A 21,310-nucleotide genomic window follows, 5' to 3' on the forward strand; every position below is an offset into this window, starting at 1 on the left:
GGGGGGGGGGGGGGCGGGCGGGCGCCCCCCCCCCCCCCCCCCCGCGCGCGCCCCCCACGGTGGTGGCGCAGCATGATGGGAGCTACACCGCGACCTTCTGGGCGACGCGGCCCTCCTCGCCGAAGATGCGCAAATAGCGGGCGATCTCGGCCGGATCGCCGGTGGCCTTGGAGGGATTGTCCGAGAGCTTGACGGCGGGGCGGCCATTGGCGCTGGTCACCTTGGCGACGAGCGAGATCGGCTCGAGGTCGTGACCGCCCGCCGGATCGCAACCGCGGAAGTCGTTGGTCAGGTTTGTGCCCCAGCCGAAGCTCATCCGGACGCGACCGTGGAAGTGGCGATAGGTCGCCTCGATGCTGTCGACGTCCATGCCGTCGGAGAAGATCAGCAGCTTGGTGCGTGGATCGCGGCCGCGCGCCTGCCACCAGGCGATGATCTGCTCACCGCCTTCGATCGGGGGCATGGAATCGGGGCGGAAGCCGGTCCAGTCGGCGACCCAGTCCGGAGCATTGCGCAGGAAGGCAGTGGTACCGAAGGCATCGGGCAGGGCGACCAGCAGGTTGCCGTCATAATGCGCCTGCCATTCCTCGAGCACACGATAGGGTGCGGCTGCGATCGCTTCGTCGGTTTCGGACAGGGCGGCGAGGACCATGGGCAGCTCGTGCGCGTTGGTGCCGATAGCCTCCAGGTCATTGTCCATCGCGAGCAGCACGTTTGAGCTGCCGATGAAGCGGTTGCCCAGGCCTTCCTTCAAGGCCTCGACGCACCAGCGCTGCCACAGGAAGCCGTGGCGGCGGCGCGTGCCGAAGTCCGAGATGACGAGATCGGGGAGCTGGCGTAACCGCTCGACCTTGTCCCACATCTTGGCCTTGGCGCGGGCATAGAGCACGTCGAGCTCGAACCGTCCCTTGCCCTTCAGGGCGGCGCGCGAGCGTAGCTCGTTGACGATGGCCAGCGCAGGGATCTCCCACATCATCGTGTGGGTCCAGGGGCCAACGAAATGCAGCTCGAACTGGCCGTCGACCTTGTGCAGGTCATATTCCGGCAGCTGGAACTCCGCGAGCCAGGCGATGAAATCCGGCGCGAACATGCGCTGTTTGCCGTAGAAGCTGTTGCCGGCGAGCCAGATCAACTCCTTCTTCGAGAAGCGCAGCGTGCGGGCATGATCGAGCTGGGCGCGGAGCTCGGCCTCGTCGATCACCTCGGCGAGGCGGACGCTTTTGCTGCGGTTGATCAGCGAGAAGGTTGCTTGCACGTCCGGATGAAGGTGGCGGATCATCTGCAGCATCAGCAGCTTGTAGAAATCGGTATCGAGCAGGCTGCGGACGATCGGATCGAGGCGCCAGCCATGGTTGTAGACGCGGGTGGCGATGTCGGTGACGGGCAAGGCTTCCTCCGGGTTCGGCCGGTGACGATAGACGGGGCAGTGCGGCTCAGCGAGGGGCTTCGCCGTGCGGGTGGTAGCGATAGAGCTCGGCGGGGCGGAACGAGGCACCGGTCTCACGCTCGCCGGTTGCCGCCAGCCAGCCGCGATCGAGCATGCGGCGGCGGAAGGCGGGCTTGTTGAGGCGCGTGTCGAGAATCGCCTCGTACACATCCTGCAGCGCGCGCAGGGTGAAGCGCTCGGGAAGCAGCGCGAAGGCGATGCCCGAATAGTCGAGCTTGCCGCGCAGCCGCAGCATCGCGACGCCGAGCATCGCGCCATGATCGAAGGCGAGGGTGAGTATCTCGCCCTCGGCAAGCCGGGCCTCGACCAGGCCGCCGGCCGGGACGGTCAGTCTGGCAAGGGCGAGTTCGGGCGCGGCCCGGAGTGCGGCGGCGAAGACAGTGGCGGGGATCAGCGCGAAATAGGCGACGCTGATGATCCGCATGCGCGGATCCCGGTCCACCGCGCCGAAGGTGTAGAGCTGCTCCACATAGGCATCGGCCATGTGCGCCTTTTCGGCGAGGATACGGTGGGCGGCCGCGTCCAGGCTCTCGCCGATGCCGACGAACCCGCCGGGAAGTGCCCAGTCACCCTGGAAGGGATGCTGGTCGCGCCGGGTGAGCAACACCGCGGGTGCGCCCTCGACCACGCTCATCAGGATCAGGTCAACCGCCACCGACGGACGCTCGAACGCGGCCGGGTCATAGCTTTCGAGGAAGGTCGCTTCGTCCATCGGCGGGGCCTTATATTCACTGTGCGCTTTACTTATGTGCGAATCGGATATATGTCAAATCCGGAAAGTGAGATGGATCATGCCGAACTTCGTGATCGTGGTGGACATGCAGCGGGACTTCGTGGCGGCGGACGGTGCCTTGCCGGTGCCGGGCGCTGAGGAGATCGTCGCGCCGATGCAGGCCTGGCTGGCCGGGCTGCATCCCGGGAACACCGCCGGCGTGCTGTTCACCTTCGATACGCATGTACCCGAGGTCTATGCGGTATCCGAGGAAGCGAAGCAGTTCCCGCCGCATTGCGTGGAGGGGACGCCGGGCTGGGAACTGATGGTGGATCCCGGCGCGGTGGGTCCCGCGATCCCGGTGCTGCGGCTGGAGAAGGGCGTGTTCGACATGTGGGCCGAGCCGGGCCTTGCGGTGGAGCGGATCGGCAGCGGGGAGGCTGCGGACCGCGACGGCTTCTTCGCCGGGCTGACCGCTTCCGGAATCGACGTGGTGACCGTGGTCGGCGTCGCGGCCGACTATTGCGTGCGCTGGGCCGTGGAAGGGCTGATCGCGCGGGGCTTCCGGGTGACCGTACCCATCGGGCTGACGCGCGGTATCGCCCGGCCGATCTCCCAGGTCGTCGCCGAGGAATGGCCGGGCGCGGCGGTGGCGATCGAGGAGGTGGCGTGATGCGTGCCGACCGCGTCCCCTCTTTATGGGAGTGGCTGTTGCTCTGGGTTTGCCTGAAGCTGCTGTTCCGCAAGCGCCGGCCGCCGCTGCATCACCTCAAGCTGCGGCACTGAGCGGAGCCGCTTGACAGAATCGGCAAAAGCGGGGATTTCGGCGGGCCCGAGCGGGTATGGTGAAATGGTATCACAGGAGCTTCCCAAGCTTCTAGCGCGGGTTCGATTCCCGCTACCCGCTCCAACTTCCCCACGCTTCAGTCGATCACCCGGCCTTCGCCGATGAAGCGGCCTTCCCACAAATAGAAATGGCCTGCTTCGCGCAGCGCGCGGACTGCGGCGTCGCCCGAGAGGAAGACGAAGCCCAGTTCGCGGGTCTCGCCGGGATGCAGCGGCGCATCGCGGAGCAGCGGCAGCGCGTCCCAGCCGACCAGTGGCTTGGTCGTCTCGGTCATCACCGGGCAGGTCCAGCCCGGCTGCGCCGGGCTCTCAAGGCCGCCTTCGGCCGTTTCGTACATGCGCACTTCCGCCGTCAGCTGGGGCGGCGCGACGCGCTGGAATTCGGCTCGGGACATAGGGGCTCCAATCTTCGACCCGCCGGTTGGCCCACCCGGGCGATCGGCGCAAGCTCGGCCTTCCCATGGGCTAATAACTCTGACTATTGTGCAGGTCATGCTTCGCTGGCTCACCACGCTCGCCCTTTTCCTTGCCACCCCCGCGCTCGCGCAGGCGCCGCATCTGGAGGGGGGGCGGCTGATCGTGGACGGCAAGCCGTTCCTGATCCGCGGGGGCGAGCTGGGGAACAGCTCCGCGACCGATCGCGCCTGGCTCAAGCCGCATTGGCAGCGGTTGAAGACGCTGCACCTCAACACCGTACTGGCGCCGGTAACCTGGGAAGCGATCGAGCCGGAGGAGGGCAAGTTCGACTTTTCCAGCCTCGACTGGCTGGTCGAGGATGCCCGTGCCAACGACATGCGGCTGGTGCTGCTCTGGTTCGGTACCTGGAAGAACAGCATGTCGACCTACGTGCCCGCCTGGGTGAAGCGCGACGGCAAGCGCTTCATGCGCTCGACCGGCAAGGACGGGCAGCCGCAGGATATCCTCTCGGCGTTCGGCAAGGCGACGCTCGACAGCGACGCGCGGGCATTCGCGGCGGTGATGAAGCATCTGAAGGCGATCGACGGCGACCGCCATACGGTGCTGATGGTGCAGGTGGAGAACGAGATCGGCTTCCTGCCGAGCGCGCGCGAGCATGGCCCGCTCGCCGATGCCGCCTTCGCGAAATGGAGGGGCAGCGAGGAAGGCTTCACCGCGCACCATTATGCCCGCTTCGCCAATGTCGTCGCCGAGGCGGGGAAGCGCGAATACAGGCTGCCGATGTACGTCAACGGCGCGCAGGGACGGCCGGGCAAGCTGCCGGGCGAATATCCCAGCGGCGGGCCGCTGGCGCATCTGATGCGCGAATGGAAGGACGCCGCGCCGGCGATCGACATGCTCTCACCCGACATCTATTTCCCGAACTTCGCCGGGATCGCCGACGGCTATGTCGTGCCGGGCAATGTGTTGTTCGTGCCCGAAGCGAACCAGGCGGGCGACCTGCGCGCACCGGCCAATGCGATGCGGGTGATCGGCAAGCACAAGGCGATCGGGTTCAGCCCCTTCGCGATCGAGCAGATCGGCGACAAGGACCGGCTGGGCGGCTTCTATGCGATGCTCGAGCAGCTGACGCCGGCGTTGTTCGCGGCAAAGGCGCAGGACGGCTTCTCGCCGGTAGTGAGCTTCGAAGGCGTGGTCGACAGCAGCCCGCAGGTGGCGAGCATGGGCGGCTACCGGATCACCGCGAACTTCGTCGATCCCTGGACGCCCAAGGACAAGCAGGAGCCCGGTGAGCATGGCGCGATCCTGCTCTGGCTGGGCGGCGAGGATTATCTGGTCGCCGGCAGTGGGGTGACCTTCACCTTCGAGCCGCGGGTCGGACTGGACCTGGTCGAGGAAGGCGGGTTCGAGGATGGCAAATGGGTGGCCGGGCGCCGGCTCAATGGTGACGAGACGCACCAGGGGCGGCATGTCCGCCTGCCGCCGGGGCAGTATGGCATCCAGAAGGTGCGGCTGTATCGGTATTGAGTGGGCCGCTCTTCCCGCTTTTTCGTCATCCCCGCGAAGGCGGGGATGACGCTTAAAGAGGGATCAGGTTGAGCCATTTCGTATCCCGGGCGTTACGACCGGGATGGAAAGACTCTGGTTCATTACCAACCCCGGCTCGGGATCGACCACCAAGGCCAAGTGCGATGCGCTTGAGGCTGTGTTTGAGGAACGCGGGCTGACGCTGGTCGGCCGCACCGAATTCCCGGCGGAGGAGCTGCCCAAGGGAGCGTCGCTTACGCGGAAGAAGGTGGACACCGTCGTGCTGTTCGCCGGTGACGGGACGATCAACACGACGCTCTGCGCACTGGAGAAGTGGAAGGGCAGTTTCCTGATCCTGCCGGGCGGCACGATGAATCTGCTGGCCAAGTCGCTGCACGATACGCTCGATCCGAAGACGATCATCGAGGCGGCGCATGACGAGACGACACGGGTGGCGCTGCCCTATATCGAGGCGGGCGAGCATCGCGGATTTGTCGGACTGATACTGGGGCCTGCGACCGCGTGGTTCCGGGCGCGCGAGGCGGCGCGCAAGGGCGCCATCAAGAAGCTGTTCCAGGCCGCGCATATCGCGTGGAACCGCACCTTCGGCGGCAGCGGCATCCGCATCGGCGGGGTGCCGGCGCTCAGGGACAAATATCAGGCGGTGTTCGTCCGGCCCGAGGGCAAGGAGCTGCATGTGGCAGCGGTGGACGCGCGCGACTGGGGTTCGATCGTCCAGCTCGGCTGGGAATGGCTGACCGGCGACTGGGTGGCCGCACACGCGGTGAGCGAGAGCCTGACCGATGAACTGCGCACCACGGGCAAGAAGCCGGTGCTCGCGCTGTTCGACGGCGAACCGGTGTCGCTGGCGCCGGGTACGGCGGTCACCGCGGGGATGAGCCGCGAGGTGTTCATCGCGACGCGGGCGGCGCTGGGGTGACGCGGCTTTTCCACGTCAGCGACGTCCATTTCGGCTGCGAGGATCGCGCCGCCATCGACTGGTTCGGCGCGCGTGTGCGGGAAGAACAGCCCGATGCGGTGATCATGACCGGCGACCTGACGATGCATGCGCGCGCGAAGGAGTTCACGGCGGCGGCGGCGTGGCTGCAGGGGCTTGGGCGGCCGGTGACCGTGGAAGTGGGCAATCACGACCTGCCCTGGTTCAACCTCTGGGCGCGGTTCGTGACGCCCTACAAGCGCTACCGGGCGCTGGAGGCGATGATCGAGCGGCCGCTCGACCGCCGGGGCGTGGCCGTGGTGCCGCTCAAGACCACGGCGCGCTTCCAGTGGCGGCTCAACTGGGCGAAGGGCTATGTGAGCACGCCGGCGCTGCAGGAATCGCTGGCGCAGGTTGAGGCGGTGCCGGCGGGCGACCTGGTATTCGTCGCTTGCCATCATCCGCTGGTGGAAGGCGGCACCCGGATGACCAGCGAGACGCGGCGCGGGCCCGAGGCGCTTGCGGCGCTGGCCCGGGCAGGTGCGCATGCGGTGCTGACCGGGCATGTCCATGACCCGTTCGATGTCGAGCATCAGGTCGAGGGGCGGACCGTGCGGCTGATCGGAGCGGGGACGCTGTCCGAGCGGGTGCGCGCCAGGCCGCCCTCGTTCAACGAGATCACGGTGGAGGGCGCGAGCTTCTCCACCCGGGCGCGGTTCATGGGAGAGGGAAGCGTCCCCCTCTAGTCACCGCTTCGAGATATCCTGCCCGAACACCAGCAGGTTCCCGTCCGGGGCCACCACCATCAGCTCGCGCTGGCCGTACATCTGGTCGATCGGGCCATAGATATCGCCGTCGTTGAGCAGTGGCGCCTTGGGGGCGAGCTCCTCGGCGATGGCATCGACATCCTCGACGTCGATATAATAGCAGAAGCGGCGGTTGCCCGGAGGCGCGCCGTCGTCGCCCATATTCTCGAGAATGCGGAAGGCCGCCTGCTCGCGCCGGACATAGGCATAGTTGGGCGTCCGGAAATAGAGTTCGAAGCCCAGCACGTCCGTGAAGAACCACAGCGCCTTCTCGAAGTCCGGCACATGCATGAACGGCGTAATGCGATAAAGATTGGCCATCACTCGCCTCCCCGAAAGGCGCGCCCCATTACCCGGGCGCAACGATAGCGCAATCCGGATACGCAGTTAAGCGCGCAGGAACCGTATGCGGTAGATCGAATGCTCCCATTTGCACGTCATCCCGGCTCAAGGCCGGGGTGACGGCGGGAATGAGGTCCGCTTAGGTTCGAAACAGGCTCAGCGGCGCGCGCCCGCCGGTGCTCCAGGTCGACCAGTTGGGGAAGACATAGGGCATGTCCGCGTCGCTGACGCCATGCCAGCGGGCGATCGCGCCGATATATTCCTCCTGCGAGACGGCGGGGACGAAGCGGCCCTCGCTGCTGACGTCGGTCGCACCGCCGAGCACCGGATCCGGATAGGCGCCGAAGATCCCGCCGGGGGCGACGTTGCCCCCGACCACCAGGTGGTTGCCGCCCCAGGCATGGTCGGTGCCGTTCTGGGCATTGCCGCGATAGGTGCGGCCGAAGTCGCTCATCGTGAACGCCGTGACGTTCTCGGCCATGCCGATCGACTGCATCGCGCGGTGGAAACCGGCGAGCGCCATGGCGAGGTCGCCCAGCAGGTTGGCGTGGGTGCCGGTGTCGTTGGTGCCGCCATTCACCTGGCCGGAATGATTGTCGTACCCGCCCTGGCTGACGAAGAAGGTCTGGCGGCCATGGCCGAGCGAGCCGCGCGCATCGATCATCCGGGCGACGCGCATCAGCTGACGGGCGACGTCGCTGGTCAGCGCGGCGCCGGTGGTCGGGTTGACGAAATAGCCGTCGAGCGAACTGGTCGCCGAGATGATGGTGTTGGCGGTGGTCGCCTGGGCATAGCTGCCGTTTACGTCGCGCGCGGTGGCTTCGGACAGGTCGCCCAGGCCGGTGGCCGAGGAGAAGGTGCCGAGCGCGTTGTTCTTGGCGGTGTTTGCGGCGTTCGACGCGGTGGAGTAGCCCGAGCGCGACAGCGTGCCGGTGGAGGGCAGGACGAGCGCCGAGCTGGTCTTGCCAATCACCGCGAGCTGCGAGCCCGCGATCGATATCATCGAGGGGACGCTGCTCGCGCCCATCTTGTCGGTGAGGCGCCCCATGAAGCCGTCGGTGGCGAAGTCCCGAGCGCGCAGGCCCTGCCAGTGCGCCTGCTCGTCGGAATGGCTGAGCAGGTTGGTTGGGCGGAGATCGGCCCGCGATTGGTAGGTCGCCTTGGTCAGCGGCGCGTAGAGGGTGCCGGCGTTGAGCACCAGGCCCAGGCTGCCCTCGTCCCAGATCGGGCGGAGCGCGGCCATCGCCGGATGCAGCGCATAGGCAGTGCCGGTGAGCGCGGTGAGGCGGCTGGCGGCGATGCCGACGCTGCCGCGCGCGGCGAGATAGGCAGCGTGCCGGGCATCGGTGGGGATCACCATGTTCCAGCTGTCATTGCCGCCGAACAGGAACACGCCGACCATCGCGCGGTAGCTGCCGTTCGGGGCAGCCATGGCGGTGGTGCGGCCGAGCTGGCCGATTGCGGCGAGTGCGCCGGCACCGGCGGTGACCTTCATGAAGTCGCGTCGGGAAAACGTCATCGGTCCGGCTCCTCAGCGATCGACCAGGAACATCGGGCTCGAGGCCGCGACGTAGAGCATCATCTGGGCGCGGCGGCGCGCCTGGATGGCGACATCGGTATTGGTGATGGGGGTGGCGGCCGCCTTGAGCGCATCCTTCTGCGCCTGGCTGAGCGTGTTCGCGAACATCGTCAGGTCGATCCGCGCCACCATCGCATCGAGGTCGACGCCATACGCTTCCCAGCTCGTCCAGAGCGGCTGGGTGAGCGAGGACATGGGCAGTCCCGAATCCAGCGCGTACTCGCTGCGGCTGGCATCGCCCGAGACGGTCCAGTCATAGACGAAATTGTGCCAGCGCAGCACGTTCGAGGTGTTGAGCAGCTTCGAGGCCGGGCTCTTCAGCGTGGCCGAGCCGGGCAGCGGGAAATCGTCCGGATAGAAATTGAACACCGAAGGCGCGCGGAACACCGGCTGGCCGAGGCTGGTATCGCGCGTGGTGAAGACATAGCCATCGGTCGCGAAGCCGATCGCGCGGGCGAGCGCGGTCATCAGCAGCACCGGCTCCTTGAGCTTGCCGCCGGTCGCGGTGGGCGCCGAGCGGGCCTCGCTGTCGAGCAGGATCGCGCGGACCACGGCCTTCATGTCTCCGCGCACGCCCCTGCCATTATCGGCGAACACCTGCGCGACGCGGCCGATATAGGCCGGGCTGGGATTGGCGGTGACCAGGTGGACGATCATGTGGCGCGCGACGAAGGGCGCGGTCGACGGATTATTGAAGGCTGCGTCCACTACGGCGGCGACGCTGGCGTCCTGGGCGGCGCCCGCGGCGACGCTGGTGCCGAGGAAGCTCTTCTGGGTGGTGTCGTAGCGTGCCGCCACCTGGATCATCGGCTTGGAATAGTCGCGGGCATTGCCATCGGTGATCGCCGCGCCGCCGACCCGGGCATAGGTCCAGCCGGTAAGCGCCTTGGCGACGCCCTTGATGTCGTCGGTCGTATAGTTGGGGATGGCGCCGCCGGCGCTGTCGCGCTTCAGGCTGCCGTCCATGTTGAGCGCGTCCGGGCCCATCGAGAAGAGCTGGAGCAGCTCGCGGGCGTAATTCTCCGAGGGGCCGGACTTGTTGCTGTCCGCCATGTCGAGATAATCGCCCATATATCCGCTCATCGTCACCTGGGCGAGGATGTCGCGGTAATTGCCGAAGGCGTTGGCGAGGAAGATCTGGTTGAAGGTCGCGATGCCGGCGGTGGAGTTCACCTCCGCTTCCGAAGCGACGATCATCTGGCCGAGCGCGAAGGCGGTGCGCTGGCGCAGCTGGTCCGATCCGGCAACGGCATTGGCGAAGAAGCGCATCGCCACCGGCGTGCGGCTGAAATGCGCGCGGTTGCACACCGTATCGGTGCTCACGCAGAAATCGCGGCGGACCTCGGTGGTGAGATCGGCATAGCTGCTCGACGAGGCGGCAAGCTGCTCGTCGACCCAGGCGGTGGCGCCGAGCGACTTGATGCGGGCGACCAGGTCGGTGGTCGGGCCGAAGCTCGCCTGCCGCGCGAGGCGGGCGGCATCGCCATCGGTGAACACCACCGGTGCCGGCGTGGGGCTGGGCGTGGTGACCACGCCGCCGGCGCTGCCGCTCGACGACGAACCACCCCCGCCGCCGCCATCGCAGCCGCCGAGCACAAGCAGACCAAGCGCCGCGCCAAGCACGGCCGTCCTGTGATTTTGGAACACCCCGAATTTCCCCCGAGGCCGCGGAACCGCCGCAACCTGCACTTCCATGAATAATTTAGAGGAAGAATCCGAACAACCTGCAGAAATACCTAAGGAAATCTTCATCGCGATTGCGCCGTGCGCAAACGTCGCAGCCCAGGCCGCTAGTTGCGCTGCCGCAACGGCGTGCATGGCGGCGAAGCGAGGCTGGGGCGCGATGGACCGCGAAGGCGATTGACTCCCGTGCAATTCTGTCTCATATTTCTGTTATGACAGAAATTACGGACAACGCTGTTCAGTTGCCGATCGCGGTGCAGCAGTTCGTGCTGCACTGGGGCGAGATGGGCGGGCAATGGGGCGTCAACCGCTCGGTCGCCCAGATCCATGCGCTGCTCTACCTCTCCGACCGGCCGCTCAACGCCGAGGAGATCAGCGACACGCTGCGCATCGCGCGGAGCAACACGTCGAACAGCCTGAAGGAACTGCTGGGCTGGAAGCTGATCCGCCGCGTGCCGGTGATGGGCGACCGGCGCGATCATTACGAGGCCGAGGTTGACCTGATGCAGATGCTCACGCGCATTGCCCAGGGCCGCAAGGAGCGCGAGATCGATCCGGCGGTGGCGGCGCTGCGCGTCTGCACCGAGGAAGCGAGACGCGATGCGGCGATCTCCGACACGGCGCGTAGCCGGATCGTGGCGATGCAGGACTTCGTCGTGACGATCGACGATTGGTACCAGCAGATGATGAGCGTGCCGCCGGGACGGCTGATGACGCTGATCCGGCTGGGCAAGAAGATTCTGGCATTCCTGCCCAAGGGCAAGAGCGAGTAGGCGAAAGGAGCGGTCCCATGGGAGCGGCATTCGGATATGCGCCGGGTTCGCTGGCCCGTTACGCCGATTGGCACCGTGTCGCGGCGCCGCGTTGGGACGATGCCGAGAGCCCGTTCGCGCGGCTGCTCGGCGAGCGCTGGCTGTTCCTGCCGCCGGCGACGCGCCGCCGCTTCCTGCGCAAGATCAAGGCCGGCGCCTGTGTCTCCTATCTGGGCGAAGTCGCCGAATGCCGGATGAGCCGGGTGGGGTGGCTGCTGGCGCAGCTTTCCCGCGCGATCGGCGCACCGCTGCCGCTGGGCACGGACGTCGGCGTATCGGCCAGCGTCAGCGTGACGGCGGATGGCGACGGCCAAGGGCAATACTGGACGCGGCAATATGGCCGTGCACAGGGTTTTCCACAGGTTATCCACAGCGCCAAGCGCTTCGCCGGGCCGACGGGAATCGAGGAATATCTGGGGCTTGGCGTGGGGATAGCGCTGCGGCTGGAGGAGGATGGCGGGGCGCTGTTGTTCGTCAGCGACCATTATTTCCTGAAGCTCGGCAGGCTGCGGGTGAAGCTGCCCAACTGGGCGATGCCGGGCAAGCTGACGGTGGGGCATATCGACATCGGCGATGGCCGCTTCGTGTTCAGCCTCGACCTGGTGCACCCGCTGCTCGGCGAGCTGGTCCACCAGCTCTGCGTGTTCGCGGATCCGGCGGAGTGAGGCGATGAACCAGGACCAGCCCTCCGGACGACGCCTGCTGGCCGCCATCCTGTCCGCGGTTCTTGTCGGGGCGAGCGCGTTTCCCGCCTATTTCATCGTGACCGGCGTGATGGAGGGCGTCGTCGAGCAGGCCTGGTTCATGGCGGTGGCATCTTTCATCGTCGGGGCGATCCTGGCCGCAGGGCATGTGGCGCTGCTGGGCCTGCCCCTCTACGGCCTGCTCAGCCTGCGCTGGCGGTTGCGCTGGTGGAGCGCCGCGATCGGTGGCTTCCTGGTCGGCGGGCTCCCCTATCTCGTGCTGCTCAACAATCCGGGCGAATATTCGCAGATCGGCGGCACCGTGCTGTCCGAGCATGGACGCTATACCGCGGCGGGTTGGCGCCAGCTGTTCGAGGTGTGTGCCTGGCTGGGCCTAATTGGGGCGCTGGCGGGGCTGGCATTCTGGGCGGCCCTGAACTGGCGGCGGGAAGCACCCGAATGAACCCGATCATCCTGTTCGATGGCGTCTGCGTGTTGTGCACGACGAACGCGCGCTTCGTGCTGCGGCATGACCGGCGCGGGCATTTCCGGCTCGCCTCGGTGCAGAGCGAGGCGGGGCAGGCGCTGTGCAAGCGCTTCGGTGTCGATCCCGACGATCCGGATACGATGCTGGTGATCGACGGTGACCGTACCCGGCGGGACAGCGACGGCGTGCTGGCGATCGCCGAAGCGCTGGGCTGGCCGTGGCGGGCGCTCGGCGTGATGCGGGTGATCCCGCGCGGCTGGCGCGACGCCGCCTATCGCCGGATCGCGCGCAACCGCTACCGGCTGTTTGGCAAGCATGATGCCTGCTGGGTGCCCAGCCCCGAGCAAAGGGCGCGCATCCTGTGAGCCGCATCCTCGTCATCGGCGGCTATGGCGGCTTTGGTGCGCGGCTAAGCCGGCGGTTGCTGGGCGCCGGGCACGCGGTGCTGGTGGCGGGGCGAAGCTTCGAGCGCGCCTCGGCTTTCTGCACCGGGCTGGCGGGCGCGGAGCCGGTGGTGGCGGACCGGACCAACGGCATCGGCATGGTGCTGGCTCGCGAGCGGCCGGACCTTGTGATCGACGCGGCCGGGCCTTTCCAGGGTAGCGGCACCACGGTGCCCGAGGCCTGCATCGCGATGCGCATCCCCTATCTCGACCTGGCCGATGCGCGCGATTTCGTCACCGGGGTCGGCGCGCTCGACAAGGGTGCAGCGGTTGCGGTGCCGATCATCAGCGGAGCCTCGAGCCTGCCGGCGCTGTCGGGCGCGGTGGTGCGGAAGCTGGCGGAGGGGCTGGACCAGGTGGAGCGGGTCGATATCGCGCTGAGCGCATCGAACCGGGCGGTGGCAGGTCCGGCGGTCGCGGCGGCGATCCTGTCCTATGTCGGCAGGCCGGTGCGGCTGTGGCGCGGGCGCCGCTGGATCGGGGCGACCGGCTGGCAGGCGCTCCGGCGCGTGCGGTTCATGGTGGACGGGATGGCGCCGCTCCATCGCTGGGTTGCGCTTGCCGAGGTGCCCGATCTGTCGCTGATGCCCGATGCGCTGCCCGGCCGCCCGGCGGTGACCTTCCACGCCGGTACCGAGTTCGGTCTCCACATGCTCGGACTATGGCTGATGAGCTGGCCGGTGCGTTGGGGCTGGATCGGCTCGCTCGGTGGGACGGCGCGCTGGATGCATAAGCTCCAGACGCTCACCGGGCGTGGTGGCAGCGACCGTTCGGCCATGACCGTGACGCTGACCGGATCGGGCATCGCGCGGCGCTGGACGCTGATTGCCGAGCGGGGCGACGGGCCCGAGATTCCGACGCTGGCGGCGGAGCTGCTTGCAGAGGATATCCTCTCCGGAAAGGTGCCGCCGGGCGCGCGCGACGCGAGCGGGCTGTTGACGCTCGATCGGTTCGAGCCGCTGTTCGCCAGGCTCGCGATCCGGACCGAAGTGGTCGAGCGTGCGGTCGATCCGCTCTATGTCCGGGCGATGGGCTCGCGCTTCGGCAAGCTGCCGGAGGCGGTGCGTGGGATGCACGACTTTATCGGCGATGCCGGGGCGTCGGGGAAAGGCGAGGTGCGTCGGGGCAGGGGGCTGGCCTGGCTGGTGGGGCGCGTGATGGGCTTTCCGCCCGAGGGCAGCTGGTCACTCCGCGTCGCTTTCTCGGCGGAACATGGCAAGGAACGCTGGACGCGCGACTTTGGCGGCCATGCCTTCTCCAGCGAACTCAGCCAGGCAGGGCAGGGTGTCGCCGAGCGGTTCGGGCCGCTGCGCTTCGCCTTCGACCTGCCTTCGGATGGGCAGGGGCTGAAGATGGTGCTGCGCGGCTGGACCGCCTTCGGCGTGCCGATGCCGCGCCGGCTGGGGCCGCGCATCGATGCGCGCGAATGGCAGGAGGATGGACGCTTCCGTTTCGAGGTACGGGTGCGCCTGCCGATCATCGGCGACGTGGTGCACTATACCGGCTGGCTGGAGCGGGCATGAGAGAACCGGCGCCTTTCGGCAAGGTGATGGGCGCGTTCCTGGTCGCCTCGATCGCGGCATCCCTTCTTGCCGGTGCAATCCTCTGGTTGCTGTTCGCACGCGAAGCGCCGTTGTCGGCATTCACGGACACGCCGGCCATCCTGTTCTATGCGCTGGTGCTGGGCTTCCCATTCGCCTTCGGCCATGCGCTGGTGCTGGGATTGCCGGCTTATCTGTGGCTCGAGCGCCGCTATCGGCTGCATTGGTGGAACGCGATGGCCTCGGGTGCCGTGGTCGGCGTCGTGCCGATGCTCATCTGGATCGGGCCCGCATCGGCATGGGAAGGCATCGCGCTCCTACTGATAGTCGGAGCGAGCGGTGCGGGCGGCGGGCTGGTGTTCCGGCTGGCGCTCTATGACCTGATGCGCAAACCCTAGCGCAGCCATTTCGCCATTTCTGGATAGACCGGAAGGCCGAGTTTCTCGGCCTGGTGCGGCTCGGCGGCCATGCCGTAAAATTGGAGCATGGGCGGGCCGGGGCCCTTGCCGCTGTCGAAGGCGATCGCAAGCGCCTCGCCACCACCGAGATAGCCGTCGGCATGGAACAGCGCGCGCGTGTCGATCCCGATCGCGCGGGCAGCGGCATAGGACCAGGCGATCGCCGCCATTTCCTCGCCCGGATCGTCACGGACTTCGCACAGCGTCGGGCGGTCCGCGGGATCGGTGCAGGCGATATGCCCCGCTTCATGGAGGAGGTCGCCGGGATAGAAGGGGCGCTCGGGGTCTAGCAGCAGTCCGCCGTCGCGCACTTCGATGCCGGGCAGGAAGCTGTCGCCGGCGATCGTCCCCTGGGACACGGGAATGCCGATCTCGCCCAGAAAGGCGAGGATACGGATCGTGTCGGGGTGATCGAGCGCCATGGCGCAAGGCTAGCCGCGCATTCCCCAAACGAAAAGAGGCGGCCCGTTGCCGGACCGCCCCAATTCGTTGGCAGTTGCCGAGGCGCTTAGCGCTTCGAGAACTGGAAGCTACGACGGGCCTTCGCCTTGCCGTACTTCTTACGCTCGACCGTACGGCTGTCGCGGGTCAGGAAACCAGCGCGCTTCACCGGGGTGCGCAGGATCGGCTCGTACTTGGTGAGCGCCTGACTGATGCCGTGCTTCACCGCGCCGGCCTGGCCCGAAAGACCGCCGCCCTTGACGGTGGCGATCACGTCATACTGACCTTCGCGCTCGGTGATGCCGAACACCTGGTTGATGACGAGACGCAGCGTCGGACGCGCGAAATAGACTTCCTGGTCACGACCGTTGATCGTGATCTTACCGGTGCCGGGCTTCAGCCACACGCGGGCGACGGCGTCCTTACGACGGCCGGTCGCATAGGCGCGGCCGAACTTGTCGAGCTCCTGCGCACGCAGCGGGGCGGTGTTGACCGGCTCGTCGAGCTGGCCGGCGAGATACGCATCGGCGCGGGTATCGGAATCAGCCTGCGCCTGGGCGGCCACGGCCTGCTCACCGGCGGCGATGGCGCCGAGATCGGAAAGGGACTGGCGGTTGTCAGACATTATGCGCCCACCTTGTTCTTGCGGCTCATGCCGGCGATGTCGAGGACCTCGGGGTTCTGCGCTTCGTGCGGATGCGCAGCGCCGGCATAGATGCGCAGGTTGCGCATCTGCTGGCGACCCAGCGGGCCGCGCGGGATCATGCGCTCAACGGCCTTCTCGAGGACGCGCTCCGGGAAGCGGCCTTCGAGGACCTTGCCGGCGGTGATGCCCTTGATGCCGCCCGCATAGCCGGTGTGCTTGTAGTACACCTTCTGGCCCAGCTTCTTGCCGGTGAACTTGATCTTGTCCGCGTTGATGACGATGACATTGTCACCGCAATCGACGTGCGGGGTGAAGCTCGTCTTGTGCTTGCCACGAAGCACATTGGCGATCACGACGGCAGCGCGGCCGACGATGAGGCCGTCGGCATCGACGATATGCCACTTCTTCTCCACCTCGGCCGGCTTCGCCGACTTGGTGGTCTTCATCAGCGCCTTCATGGGCTGGGACCTTTCGAGTATGAAACGCGAGCGCGCCACCCTTTCGGGCAGCGCGGTTGAAGGCCCTCTGACGATTCGCTCGGGAAAAGTCAAGAAAAGTGGGGCTTTGCTGACGGGTATCTGAGTACCGTGGGTCGTTTTCCCCTCAGCGCAGCCAGGTAAGTGCGAGCGATTCCACAGGAACGGTCTTGCCGTCGATGGTGGCGATGCGCCTGTTTTCGTAGCGCAGCGGCATGCCGCTGGGCAGGTCGATCAGCGTGGTGCCGGTTTCGCTGAGCAGCATCTCGGGCAGCATCTGCTCGAGCTCCTGCGTACGCGCGGCCTTCTCCGCCGGGGTGAAGCGATCGGCGAGCTGGGTGAGCAGCCGCTTGAAAGAATCGGGATCATAGTCGGAGCGGGAGGTGAGCGTGGCGGTGCGGCCGGGCTCGGCGGCGCTCAGGGTGATGGTGACGTCCATCGCGACGCTGCCGCCGAGCAGTGGCACCGGCTGCTCGATCGGTGTGCTGATCTCCTCGCCGACATGCATCGACAGTCCGCCACCGCCGAACAGCGGCTCGACGTTGCGCAACAGGGCCGAGGGCGCGGTCTCGGCGGTGAGGCCGGTGAACATCGCGCGGACCTGCGGCATCACCTTGTCGCGATCCGCGGCGGGGATCAGCTGCCCGGCGGCATCGACGGCGGCCAGGATCCGGGCTTGCGCCGCCGGCCAGTCGCGGACGCGCAGCACGGTGCCTTCCGCGTCGAGATCGAAGGCGATCGGCTCGCCGGTGAACGGGGCGATCATCGGGGCGATCCCGGGCGCGCGCATCTCGGGCGGTAACGAAGTGGCCTCCATCCGCCAATGCGCGATGAAGCCGTCGCCGGCCTTGGTGAAGCGCAGTTCCTCCACCCAGCTGGCCGACATTCCCGGGCGACTGGTCCGGGCGGCGCGGTCGCGGGCGACGCGGTAGCGCATCGGCGCGTCGGTCGGCGGGTTGAAGACGATATCGATCGTTGCGGGTTCGGCCTTGGTCGATGCCTGGGCCGCTGCGGGCGGTGCGGCCGCAAGGCAGGCGAGCAGAGCGGCGGCAAGAATCGAGCGCATGGATTTCCCCTTTGCCCGGCGTTCGGCCATGCGCGGCACGGCGAGTCAATCGGCGAGCGGTTCGACCGTTAGCCGGGTGCGGCTGATCCTTTCCAGGCCGCCGGTGCGGATGCGCAGCGTCTTGCTGTTGCGGGTGATCAGGCCGGTATGGGGATCGACTTCGGTGATGCGTTCGAGGGTCACGTTCTCGCCGCTGGCGACGGTGGTGCTGCGGAGCAGGCCGCCGGGCGAAGCTGTTACACTGCGCATGCCCTCGAGTGGCCTGGCGCTGCCATAGGCCGAGCTGCCGGGCAGCCGGACCGGGGTGGTGCCCGGCACCAGCGGCTCGTCGGGGACCACCGCGAGCACCAGCGAGCCGAGCATCGCGCGCCGGCGGCTGTCGGGCAGGGCCCGGATCGGAGCAGCGACGCGCTCGGCGAATTTGGGGCGCTCGGCAGGGGCGAGCGCGCGACGCGCGGCGGCGACTTCGGCGACGCGGCGGCAGAAGCGCTCCCACAATGCGGGGAGGTCGTCGATCGCGGTGACCGTGCCGGCCTTGTCGAGGTGGAATATCAGAGGCGTACCGGCGAGCGCGGCATAGCCTGCCTCGAACAGCGCGCCGCTGCTGTCGCTGGTCTCGCCTTCCGCTTCGGCGAGCACGACTTCCGCGCGATAGCCGCCGTCCTCGCGTGCGAAGCGGATGCGGCGCTCCATGCGGTAGAGGCGGGTATCGTCATGGCGCTCGGTCACGACCAGCAGGGCCCGGTCGAGCGGCGGGGAGAAGCTGGCCGCGCTTGCCTGGAGGACAATCGCGGCGAGCAGCATCAGCGCGTCTCGCCTTCCACCCAGGCGGCGACATCGCCGCCGACGGTGGCGGTCCAGCTCTCGATCACCGGCAGGTCATAGGGATGGAGCGCGGCGATGCGCTCGCGCAGCCGGGTGGAGAGCATCGGGCGGGTCTTGAACAACACCGGCACTTCCTCGGCGCGTTCCAGCTCCCCGTGCCAGAGATAGAGCGAGGTGCAGGGCGCGAGGATATTGGCGCAGGCGGCAAGCTTCTCGGCCAGCACCGTCTCGGCCACGCGCTCGGCATCCGCCCGGGTGGCGAAGGTCACGTAGAAGAGCGCCAGCTCGCTCAAGCGCCGGCCCGGCTGCCCGCGACATGCGCGCCCCAGACGGTGGCGATGACGACCAGCGCGCCGGTGAGCTGGTGGAGCGCGGCGAGCCAGATCGGCATGCCGGCCATCACCGTGGCGATGCCGAGCAGGATCTGGGTGCCGAACGCGCTGTGGATGGCGATCGAGGCGCGGCGATCGGCGGCGCGGACCTTGCGGGAGAGGATCACCAGCGCGGCGACCGTGATCCAGGCCCACCAGCGGTGGATGAAGTGCACCACCGCCGGATCGGAGAAGAGGATATGGCCCAGGCTCTGCCCCGCCTGGCTGACGCCGGGGAAGAAATGGTCGTTCATCAGCGGCCACTGGTCGGTGACCAGCCCGGCGCGCAGCCCCGCGACCAGCGCGCCGTAGAAGAGCTGGACGGCGAGCACCGCCAGTACCGCGACCGCCAGGCCGGTGAGGCGGGCGGGGCGCGCCATCGGGTTGCGCCTGAGCGCGAGCAGGTCGAGCGCGGTCCAGATGATGCCGCCGAGCGTGAACAGCGCGGTCATCAGGTGCGCGGAGAGCCAGAAATGGTCGACCGCGGTGCTGGTCTTGTTCAGGCCCGACTTGACCATCCACCAGCCGAGCGCGCCCTGCAGCCCGCCCAGCGCGAGCAGTGCGATCAGCCGCCAGCCATAGCCCTTGGGGATCGCCCGGCGGATGGCGAACCAGAGCAACGGCAGCGCGAAGGCCATGCCGATCACCCGGCCGAGCAGCCGGTGGAGATATTCCCAGAAGAAGATGTTCTTGAACTCGGCGAGGGTCATGCCCTGGTTGAGTTGGGTGTACTGGCCGATCTCGCGGTAGCGGGCGAACTCCGCCTGCCACGCCGCTTCGGTGAGCGGCGGGATGGTGCCGGTGAAAGGCTTCCACTCGGTGATCGAGAGTCCCGATTCCGTCAGGCGGGTGATCCCGCCGATCACCACCATCAGCACGATCAGCGCCGCGACGGCGAAGAGCCAGGTGGCAAGCGCGCGGAGGCGGACGGAGGCGGGCAGCGAAGTCATCTTGAGCACGGGCGGTGGTGTAATTCCGATCAGGGGGGATGGCCAGTCCTGCGCGGTCGCCGCGCGCACGGCTTTGACCGGCGGCAAACCGACACCCCATGCGTTGAGGCCATGACTTTATGCAGCCTTGGTGATTCGCGTGCGCCGCGCTTGTGCGCATAGTCCGGCAAAAGCGATCGGGGAGCGGCATGAAGCAACGTTTGACACGGCGACAGGCATTGGGCGGAGCGGTGGCGGCGGGCGGGCTTTCCGCATGGCCGATGGTCGCGACGCTTGCGGCGCAACCCGACACGCTGTTCCGCGAAGTGCTGCTCGTCGACGGCACCGGCACGCCGCCGCGGCTCGCCAATGTGCTGGTCAGCGGCGATCGGATCGCGCGGATCGATCCGCCCTCGGCCGGGGGCGATGCCCGGCGCGTCATCGCGGGCGAGGGACGGGTGCTGGCGCCCGGCTTCATCGACATGCACAGCCATGGCGACCCGTTGAAGGACAGCTATGAAGCCTTCCTGGCAATGGGTGTCACCACGATCACGCTCGGCCAGGACGGCAGCGGCCCGCGGTTGGGCAAGGACCTCGACCCGCGCAGCTGGATGGCGGCGATCGACCGGGCACCGATCGACCTCAACGTCGTGCTGCTCGCCAGCCATGGCACGCTGCGCCGCGCAGCCGGTGTGCCGGATTCGGTGCGCGTGCCCGATGCGGCGGGGCTGGCGCGGATGGCGGCGCAGCTCGACAGCGAGATGCGTGCCGGTGCGTTCGGCCTGTCCTATGGCCTCGAATATGTGCCGGGCATCTATTCAGAGACCGCCGAGCTGACCAATCTCGGCAAGGTGGTGAGCCGCTATGGCGGCGTGGTGATGAGCCATATGCGCTCGGAGAATGACGAGGACATCAAGGCGTCGATCGACGAGCTGATCGCCTCGTCGCTGCCGGCGCGGCCGCATATCTCGCACCTGAAGGTGGTGTTCGGGAAGGGCGAGGCGCGGGCGCGTGAGCTGCTCGCCTTCCTGGCGGACAAGCGCCGCCAGGGGATCGAGCTGACCGCCGATCAATACCCCTATGAGGCGGGCTATACCGGCATCGCCATCCTCTTCCCCAAATGGGCGCTGCCGCCGACGGACTACGCCAGGGTGGTGGCCGAGCGCCGGCAGGAGCTGCGCGACTATCTGGTGCAGCGGATGACGCGGCGCGGCGGTCCCGAGGCGCTGCTGATCGGCACCGCCCCCTATGCCGGCAAGACGCTGGCCCAGGCGGCGCGGGAGGCGGGGCTCCATTTTGCCGATTTCCTGATCAAGATCGGCCCGCAGAGCGGTTCCGGCGCGCATTTCACCCAGGACAAGGCGCTGCAGGACGTGCTGCTGCTCGATCCGTATGTCGCCTTCTCGACCGATGGCGGCCCCGGCATGCGCCATCCGCGCGCGACCGGCACCTATGCCAAGCTGGTCGAGGAATATGTGGTGCGGGACAGGAAGCTCGGCATCGCGGAGATGGTACGCAAGGGCAGCGGCCTGCCCGCGCATATCCTGCGGCTCGGCGATCGCGGCGTGATCCGGCCGGGCATGCAGGCGGACCTGATCCTGTTCGATCCCGCGAAGGTGAAGGCGCGGTCGAGCTATGTCGATCCGTTTGCGAAGGCCGAGGGCTTCGACCTGGTGATGGTCGGCGGGCAGGCGGCCTATGAAGGTGGCGCGCGAGTGGCGAAGCGGGGCAGGCTGCTCCGGGCGCGGTAACGTTTGGCGCTCACTGCTCCCCGGGGGGGGGGGGGGGGGGGGGGGGGGGGGGGGGGGGGGGGGGGGGGGGGGGGGGGGGGGGGGG

Annotated in this window: 24 protein-coding genes and 1 tRNA gene; 12 read left to right on the plus strand and 13 right to left on the minus strand. The window is 67.9% G+C overall.

From position 1 onward, the window contains the following. Positions 1 to 82 precede the first annotated feature (82 nt). Both pncB and AAHM44_RS21930 read right to left on the minus strand, forming a co-directional pair. Positions 83 to 1,387: a nicotinate phosphoribosyltransferase gene (gene pncB, locus AAHM44_RS21925; RefSeq protein ID WP_342251319.1), complete on the minus strand. Its 1,305-nt coding sequence runs from the start codon at positions 1,385 to 1,387 to the stop codon at positions 83 to 85. Positions 1,388 to 1,433: 46 nt separating this feature from the next. Beyond that, entirely contained in the window at positions 1,434 to 2,159 is a 726-nt protein-coding gene (locus AAHM44_RS21930) for an NUDIX hydrolase (RefSeq protein ID WP_342251320.1), read from the minus strand. A gap of 79 nt (positions 2,160 to 2,238) precedes the next feature. Here AAHM44_RS21930 and AAHM44_RS21935 point away from each other — a divergent pair, with 79 nt between their 5' ends. Next, on the plus strand, positions 2,239 to 2,832 hold the full coding sequence (locus AAHM44_RS21935; RefSeq protein WP_342251321.1) for a cysteine hydrolase family protein: 594 nt from the start codon (positions 2,239 to 2,241) through the stop codon (positions 2,830 to 2,832). A gap of 163 nt (positions 2,833 to 2,995) precedes the next feature. Beyond that, a tRNA-Gly gene (locus AAHM44_RS21940) sits at positions 2,996 to 3,069 on the plus strand. Positions 3,070 to 3,082: 13 nt separating this feature from the next. On the opposite strand, the gene AAHM44_RS21945 is transcribed toward AAHM44_RS21940, so the two are convergent. Beyond that, on the minus strand, positions 3,083 to 3,400 hold the full coding sequence (locus AAHM44_RS21945; RefSeq protein WP_269576414.1) for a hypothetical protein: 318 nt from the start codon (positions 3,398 to 3,400) through the stop codon (positions 3,083 to 3,085). A 97-nt stretch (positions 3,401 to 3,497) separates the two neighbouring features. Here AAHM44_RS21945 and AAHM44_RS21950 point away from each other — a divergent pair, with 97 nt between their 5' ends. The 3 genes from AAHM44_RS21950 to AAHM44_RS21960 all read left to right on the plus strand — a co-directional run bounded on the left by AAHM44_RS21950 (position 3,498) and on the right by AAHM44_RS21960 (position 6,632). Further along, a complete protein-coding gene (locus AAHM44_RS21950) occupies positions 3,498 to 4,949 on the plus strand; it encodes a DUF5597 domain-containing protein (protein WP_342251322.1) in 1,452 nt (483 codons plus the stop codon). A 103-nt stretch (positions 4,950 to 5,052) separates the two neighbouring features. Then, complete coding sequence (locus AAHM44_RS21955) at positions 5,053 to 5,889, plus strand: diacylglycerol/lipid kinase family protein (RefSeq protein ID WP_269576412.1); 837 nt, start codon at positions 5,053 to 5,055, stop codon at positions 5,887 to 5,889. After that, complete coding sequence (locus AAHM44_RS21960; protein WP_342251323.1) at positions 5,886 to 6,632, plus strand: metallophosphoesterase family protein; 747 nt, start codon at positions 5,886 to 5,888, stop codon at positions 6,630 to 6,632. The genes AAHM44_RS21955 and AAHM44_RS21960 overlap by 4 nt, the downstream gene beginning before the upstream one ends. Here AAHM44_RS21960 and AAHM44_RS21965 read toward each other — a convergent pair whose 3' ends face one another. From AAHM44_RS21965 to AAHM44_RS21975, 3 genes are all read right to left on the minus strand, one after another. Then, positions 6,633 to 7,013, minus strand: a complete 381-nt coding sequence (locus AAHM44_RS21965) for a bleomycin resistance protein (RefSeq protein WP_221416472.1) — start codon at positions 7,011 to 7,013, stop codon at positions 6,633 to 6,635. Between the two features lie 160 nt (positions 7,014 to 7,173). Beyond that, positions 7,174 to 8,553, minus strand: a complete 1,380-nt coding sequence (locus tag AAHM44_RS21970; RefSeq protein WP_269576409.1) for a DUF1501 domain-containing protein — start codon at positions 8,551 to 8,553, stop codon at positions 7,174 to 7,176. A gap of 12 nt (positions 8,554 to 8,565) precedes the next feature. Beyond that, the gene (locus AAHM44_RS21975) at positions 8,566 to 10,260 is read right to left on the minus strand and encodes a DUF1800 domain-containing protein (protein ID WP_342251324.1); all 1,695 of its coding nucleotides are present in this window, start codon (positions 10,258 to 10,260) and stop codon (positions 8,566 to 8,568) included. 248 nt (positions 10,261 to 10,508) lie between these two features. On the opposite strand from AAHM44_RS21975, the gene AAHM44_RS21980 reads away from it, so the two are divergent. Genes AAHM44_RS21980 through AAHM44_RS22005 form a run of 6 tightly spaced genes read left to right on the plus strand, consistent with a single transcriptional unit; the run spans position 10,509 to position 14,660 of the window. Beyond that, positions 10,509 to 11,069 (plus strand): GbsR/MarR family transcriptional regulator, encoded by a 561-nt coding sequence (locus AAHM44_RS21980; protein ID WP_342251325.1) that lies wholly within the window; start codon positions 10,509 to 10,511, stop codon positions 11,067 to 11,069. Positions 11,070 to 11,086: 17 nt separating this feature from the next. Continuing rightward, positions 11,087 to 11,773 (plus strand): DUF4166 domain-containing protein, encoded by a 687-nt coding sequence (locus AAHM44_RS21985; protein WP_269576406.1) that lies wholly within the window; start codon positions 11,087 to 11,089, stop codon positions 11,771 to 11,773. A gap of 4 nt (positions 11,774 to 11,777) precedes the next feature. Further along, positions 11,778 to 12,254 (plus strand): hypothetical protein, encoded by a 477-nt coding sequence (locus AAHM44_RS21990; RefSeq protein ID WP_269576405.1) that lies wholly within the window; start codon positions 11,778 to 11,780, stop codon positions 12,252 to 12,254. Continuing rightward, positions 12,251 to 12,643, plus strand: a complete 393-nt coding sequence (locus AAHM44_RS21995; RefSeq protein WP_269576404.1) for a thiol-disulfide oxidoreductase DCC family protein — start codon at positions 12,251 to 12,253, stop codon at positions 12,641 to 12,643. Before AAHM44_RS21990 ends, AAHM44_RS21995 begins: the two co-directional genes overlap by 4 nt. Beyond that, positions 12,640 to 14,244, plus strand: coding sequence for an SDR family oxidoreductase (locus AAHM44_RS22000; protein ID WP_269576403.1), 1,605 nt, complete (start codon positions 12,640 to 12,642; stop codon positions 14,242 to 14,244). The genes AAHM44_RS21995 and AAHM44_RS22000 overlap by 4 nt, the downstream gene beginning before the upstream one ends. Beyond that, the gene (locus AAHM44_RS22005; protein WP_184168870.1) at positions 14,241 to 14,660 is read left to right on the plus strand and encodes a hypothetical protein; all 420 of its coding nucleotides are present in this window, start codon (positions 14,241 to 14,243) and stop codon (positions 14,658 to 14,660) included. The genes AAHM44_RS22000 and AAHM44_RS22005 overlap by 4 nt, the downstream gene beginning before the upstream one ends. On the opposite strand, the gene AAHM44_RS22010 is transcribed toward AAHM44_RS22005, so the two are convergent. The 7 genes from AAHM44_RS22010 to AAHM44_RS22040 form a co-directional block, all read right to left on the minus strand. Next, a complete protein-coding gene (locus AAHM44_RS22010) occupies positions 14,657 to 15,142 on the minus strand; it encodes a hypothetical protein (RefSeq protein WP_342251326.1) in 486 nt (161 codons plus the stop codon). The two genes, AAHM44_RS22005 and AAHM44_RS22010, sit on opposite strands and share 4 nt — an antisense overlap. Positions 15,143 to 15,228: 86 nt before the next feature. Continuing rightward, a complete protein-coding gene (gene rpsI, locus AAHM44_RS22015; protein ID WP_269576401.1) occupies positions 15,229 to 15,786 on the minus strand; it encodes a 30S ribosomal protein S9 in 558 nt (185 codons plus the stop codon). After that, positions 15,786 to 16,265 carry a 50S ribosomal protein L13 gene (gene rplM, locus AAHM44_RS22020; protein WP_184168867.1) on the minus strand — a complete coding sequence of 160 codons (480 nt, stop codon included), beginning with the start codon at positions 16,263 to 16,265 and terminating at the stop codon, positions 15,786 to 15,788. Before rplM ends, rpsI begins: the two co-directional genes overlap by 1 nt. Positions 16,266 to 16,410: 145 nt before the next feature. Further along, positions 16,411 to 17,349, minus strand: coding sequence for a hypothetical protein (locus tag AAHM44_RS22025; protein ID WP_342251327.1), 939 nt, complete (start codon positions 17,347 to 17,349; stop codon positions 16,411 to 16,413). A gap of 45 nt (positions 17,350 to 17,394) precedes the next feature. Continuing rightward, a complete protein-coding gene (locus AAHM44_RS22030; RefSeq protein ID WP_269576399.1) occupies positions 17,395 to 18,153 on the minus strand; it encodes a hypothetical protein in 759 nt (252 codons plus the stop codon). After that, entirely contained in the window at positions 18,153 to 18,467 is a 315-nt protein-coding gene (gene cutA, locus AAHM44_RS22035; RefSeq protein ID WP_342251328.1) for a divalent-cation tolerance protein CutA, read from the minus strand. The genes AAHM44_RS22030 and cutA overlap by 1 nt, the downstream gene beginning before the upstream one ends. After that, positions 18,464 to 19,495 (minus strand): COX15/CtaA family protein, encoded by a 1,032-nt coding sequence (locus AAHM44_RS22040; protein WP_342251330.1) that lies wholly within the window; start codon positions 19,493 to 19,495, stop codon positions 18,464 to 18,466. Before AAHM44_RS22040 ends, cutA begins: the two co-directional genes overlap by 4 nt. A 188-nt stretch (positions 19,496 to 19,683) precedes the next feature. Between AAHM44_RS22040 and AAHM44_RS22045 the strand changes: the two genes are divergently transcribed. Next, complete coding sequence (locus tag AAHM44_RS22045) at positions 19,684 to 21,225, plus strand: N-acyl-D-amino-acid deacylase family protein (RefSeq protein ID WP_342251329.1); 1,542 nt, start codon at positions 19,684 to 19,686, stop codon at positions 21,223 to 21,225. Positions 21,226 to 21,310 lie beyond the last annotated feature (85 nt).

It is taken from the genome of Sphingomonas sp. OTU376, from assembly GCF_038440415.1.
Lineage (GTDB): Bacteria > Pseudomonadota > Alphaproteobacteria > Sphingomonadales > Sphingomonadaceae > Sphingomonas > Sphingomonas kyeonggiensis_A.

Coding starts and splice junctions, on each gene's coding strand:
- AAHM44_RS21930 (WP_342251320.1), bottom strand. CDS start 2,159: ATGGACGAAGCGACCTTCCTCGAAAGCTATGACCCGGCCGCGTTCGAG.
- AAHM44_RS21970 (WP_269576409.1), bottom strand. CDS start 8,553: ATGACGTTTTCCCGACGCGACTTCATGAAGGTCACCGCCGGTGCCGGC.
- rpsI (WP_269576401.1), bottom strand. CDS start 15,786: ATGTCTGACAACCGCCAGTCCCTTTCCGATCTCGGCGCCATCGCCGCC.
- AAHM44_RS21965 (WP_221416472.1), bottom strand. CDS start 7,013: ATGGCCAATCTTTATCGCATTACGCCGTTCATGCATGTGCCGGACTTC.
- AAHM44_RS22030 (WP_269576399.1), bottom strand. CDS start 18,153: ATGCTGCTCGCCGCGATTGTCCTCCAGGCAAGCGCGGCCAGCTTCTCC.
- AAHM44_RS22040 (WP_342251330.1), bottom strand. CDS start 19,495: ATGACTTCGCTGCCCGCCTCCGTCCGCCTCCGCGCGCTTGCCACCTGG.
- AAHM44_RS22010 (WP_342251326.1), bottom strand. CDS start 15,142: ATGGCGCTCGATCACCCCGACACGATCCGTATCCTCGCCTTTCTGGGC.
- AAHM44_RS21985 (WP_269576406.1), top strand. CDS start 11,087: ATGGGAGCGGCATTCGGATATGCGCCGGGTTCGCTGGCCCGTTACGCC.
- AAHM44_RS22005 (WP_184168870.1), top strand. CDS start 14,241: ATGAGAGAACCGGCGCCTTTCGGCAAGGTGATGGGCGCGTTCCTGGTC.
- rplM (WP_184168867.1), bottom strand. CDS start 16,265: ATGAAGGCGCTGATGAAGACCACCAAGTCGGCGAAGCCGGCCGAGGTG.
- AAHM44_RS21950 (WP_342251322.1), top strand. CDS start 3,498: ATGCTTCGCTGGCTCACCACGCTCGCCCTTTTCCTTGCCACCCCCGCG.
- AAHM44_RS21935 (WP_342251321.1), top strand. CDS start 2,239: ATGCCGAACTTCGTGATCGTGGTGGACATGCAGCGGGACTTCGTGGCG.
- AAHM44_RS21990 (WP_269576405.1), top strand. CDS start 11,778: ATGAACCAGGACCAGCCCTCCGGACGACGCCTGCTGGCCGCCATCCTG.
- AAHM44_RS21955 (WP_269576412.1), top strand. CDS start 5,053: ATGGAAAGACTCTGGTTCATTACCAACCCCGGCTCGGGATCGACCACC.
- AAHM44_RS21995 (WP_269576404.1), top strand. CDS start 12,251: ATGAACCCGATCATCCTGTTCGATGGCGTCTGCGTGTTGTGCACGACG.
- AAHM44_RS22025 (WP_342251327.1), bottom strand. CDS start 17,349: ATGCGCTCGATTCTTGCCGCCGCTCTGCTCGCCTGCCTTGCGGCCGCA.
- AAHM44_RS21980 (WP_342251325.1), top strand. CDS start 10,509: ATGACAGAAATTACGGACAACGCTGTTCAGTTGCCGATCGCGGTGCAG.
- AAHM44_RS21945 (WP_269576414.1), bottom strand. CDS start 3,400: ATGTCCCGAGCCGAATTCCAGCGCGTCGCGCCGCCCCAGCTGACGGCG.
- AAHM44_RS22045 (WP_342251329.1), top strand. CDS start 19,684: ATGAAGCAACGTTTGACACGGCGACAGGCATTGGGCGGAGCGGTGGCG.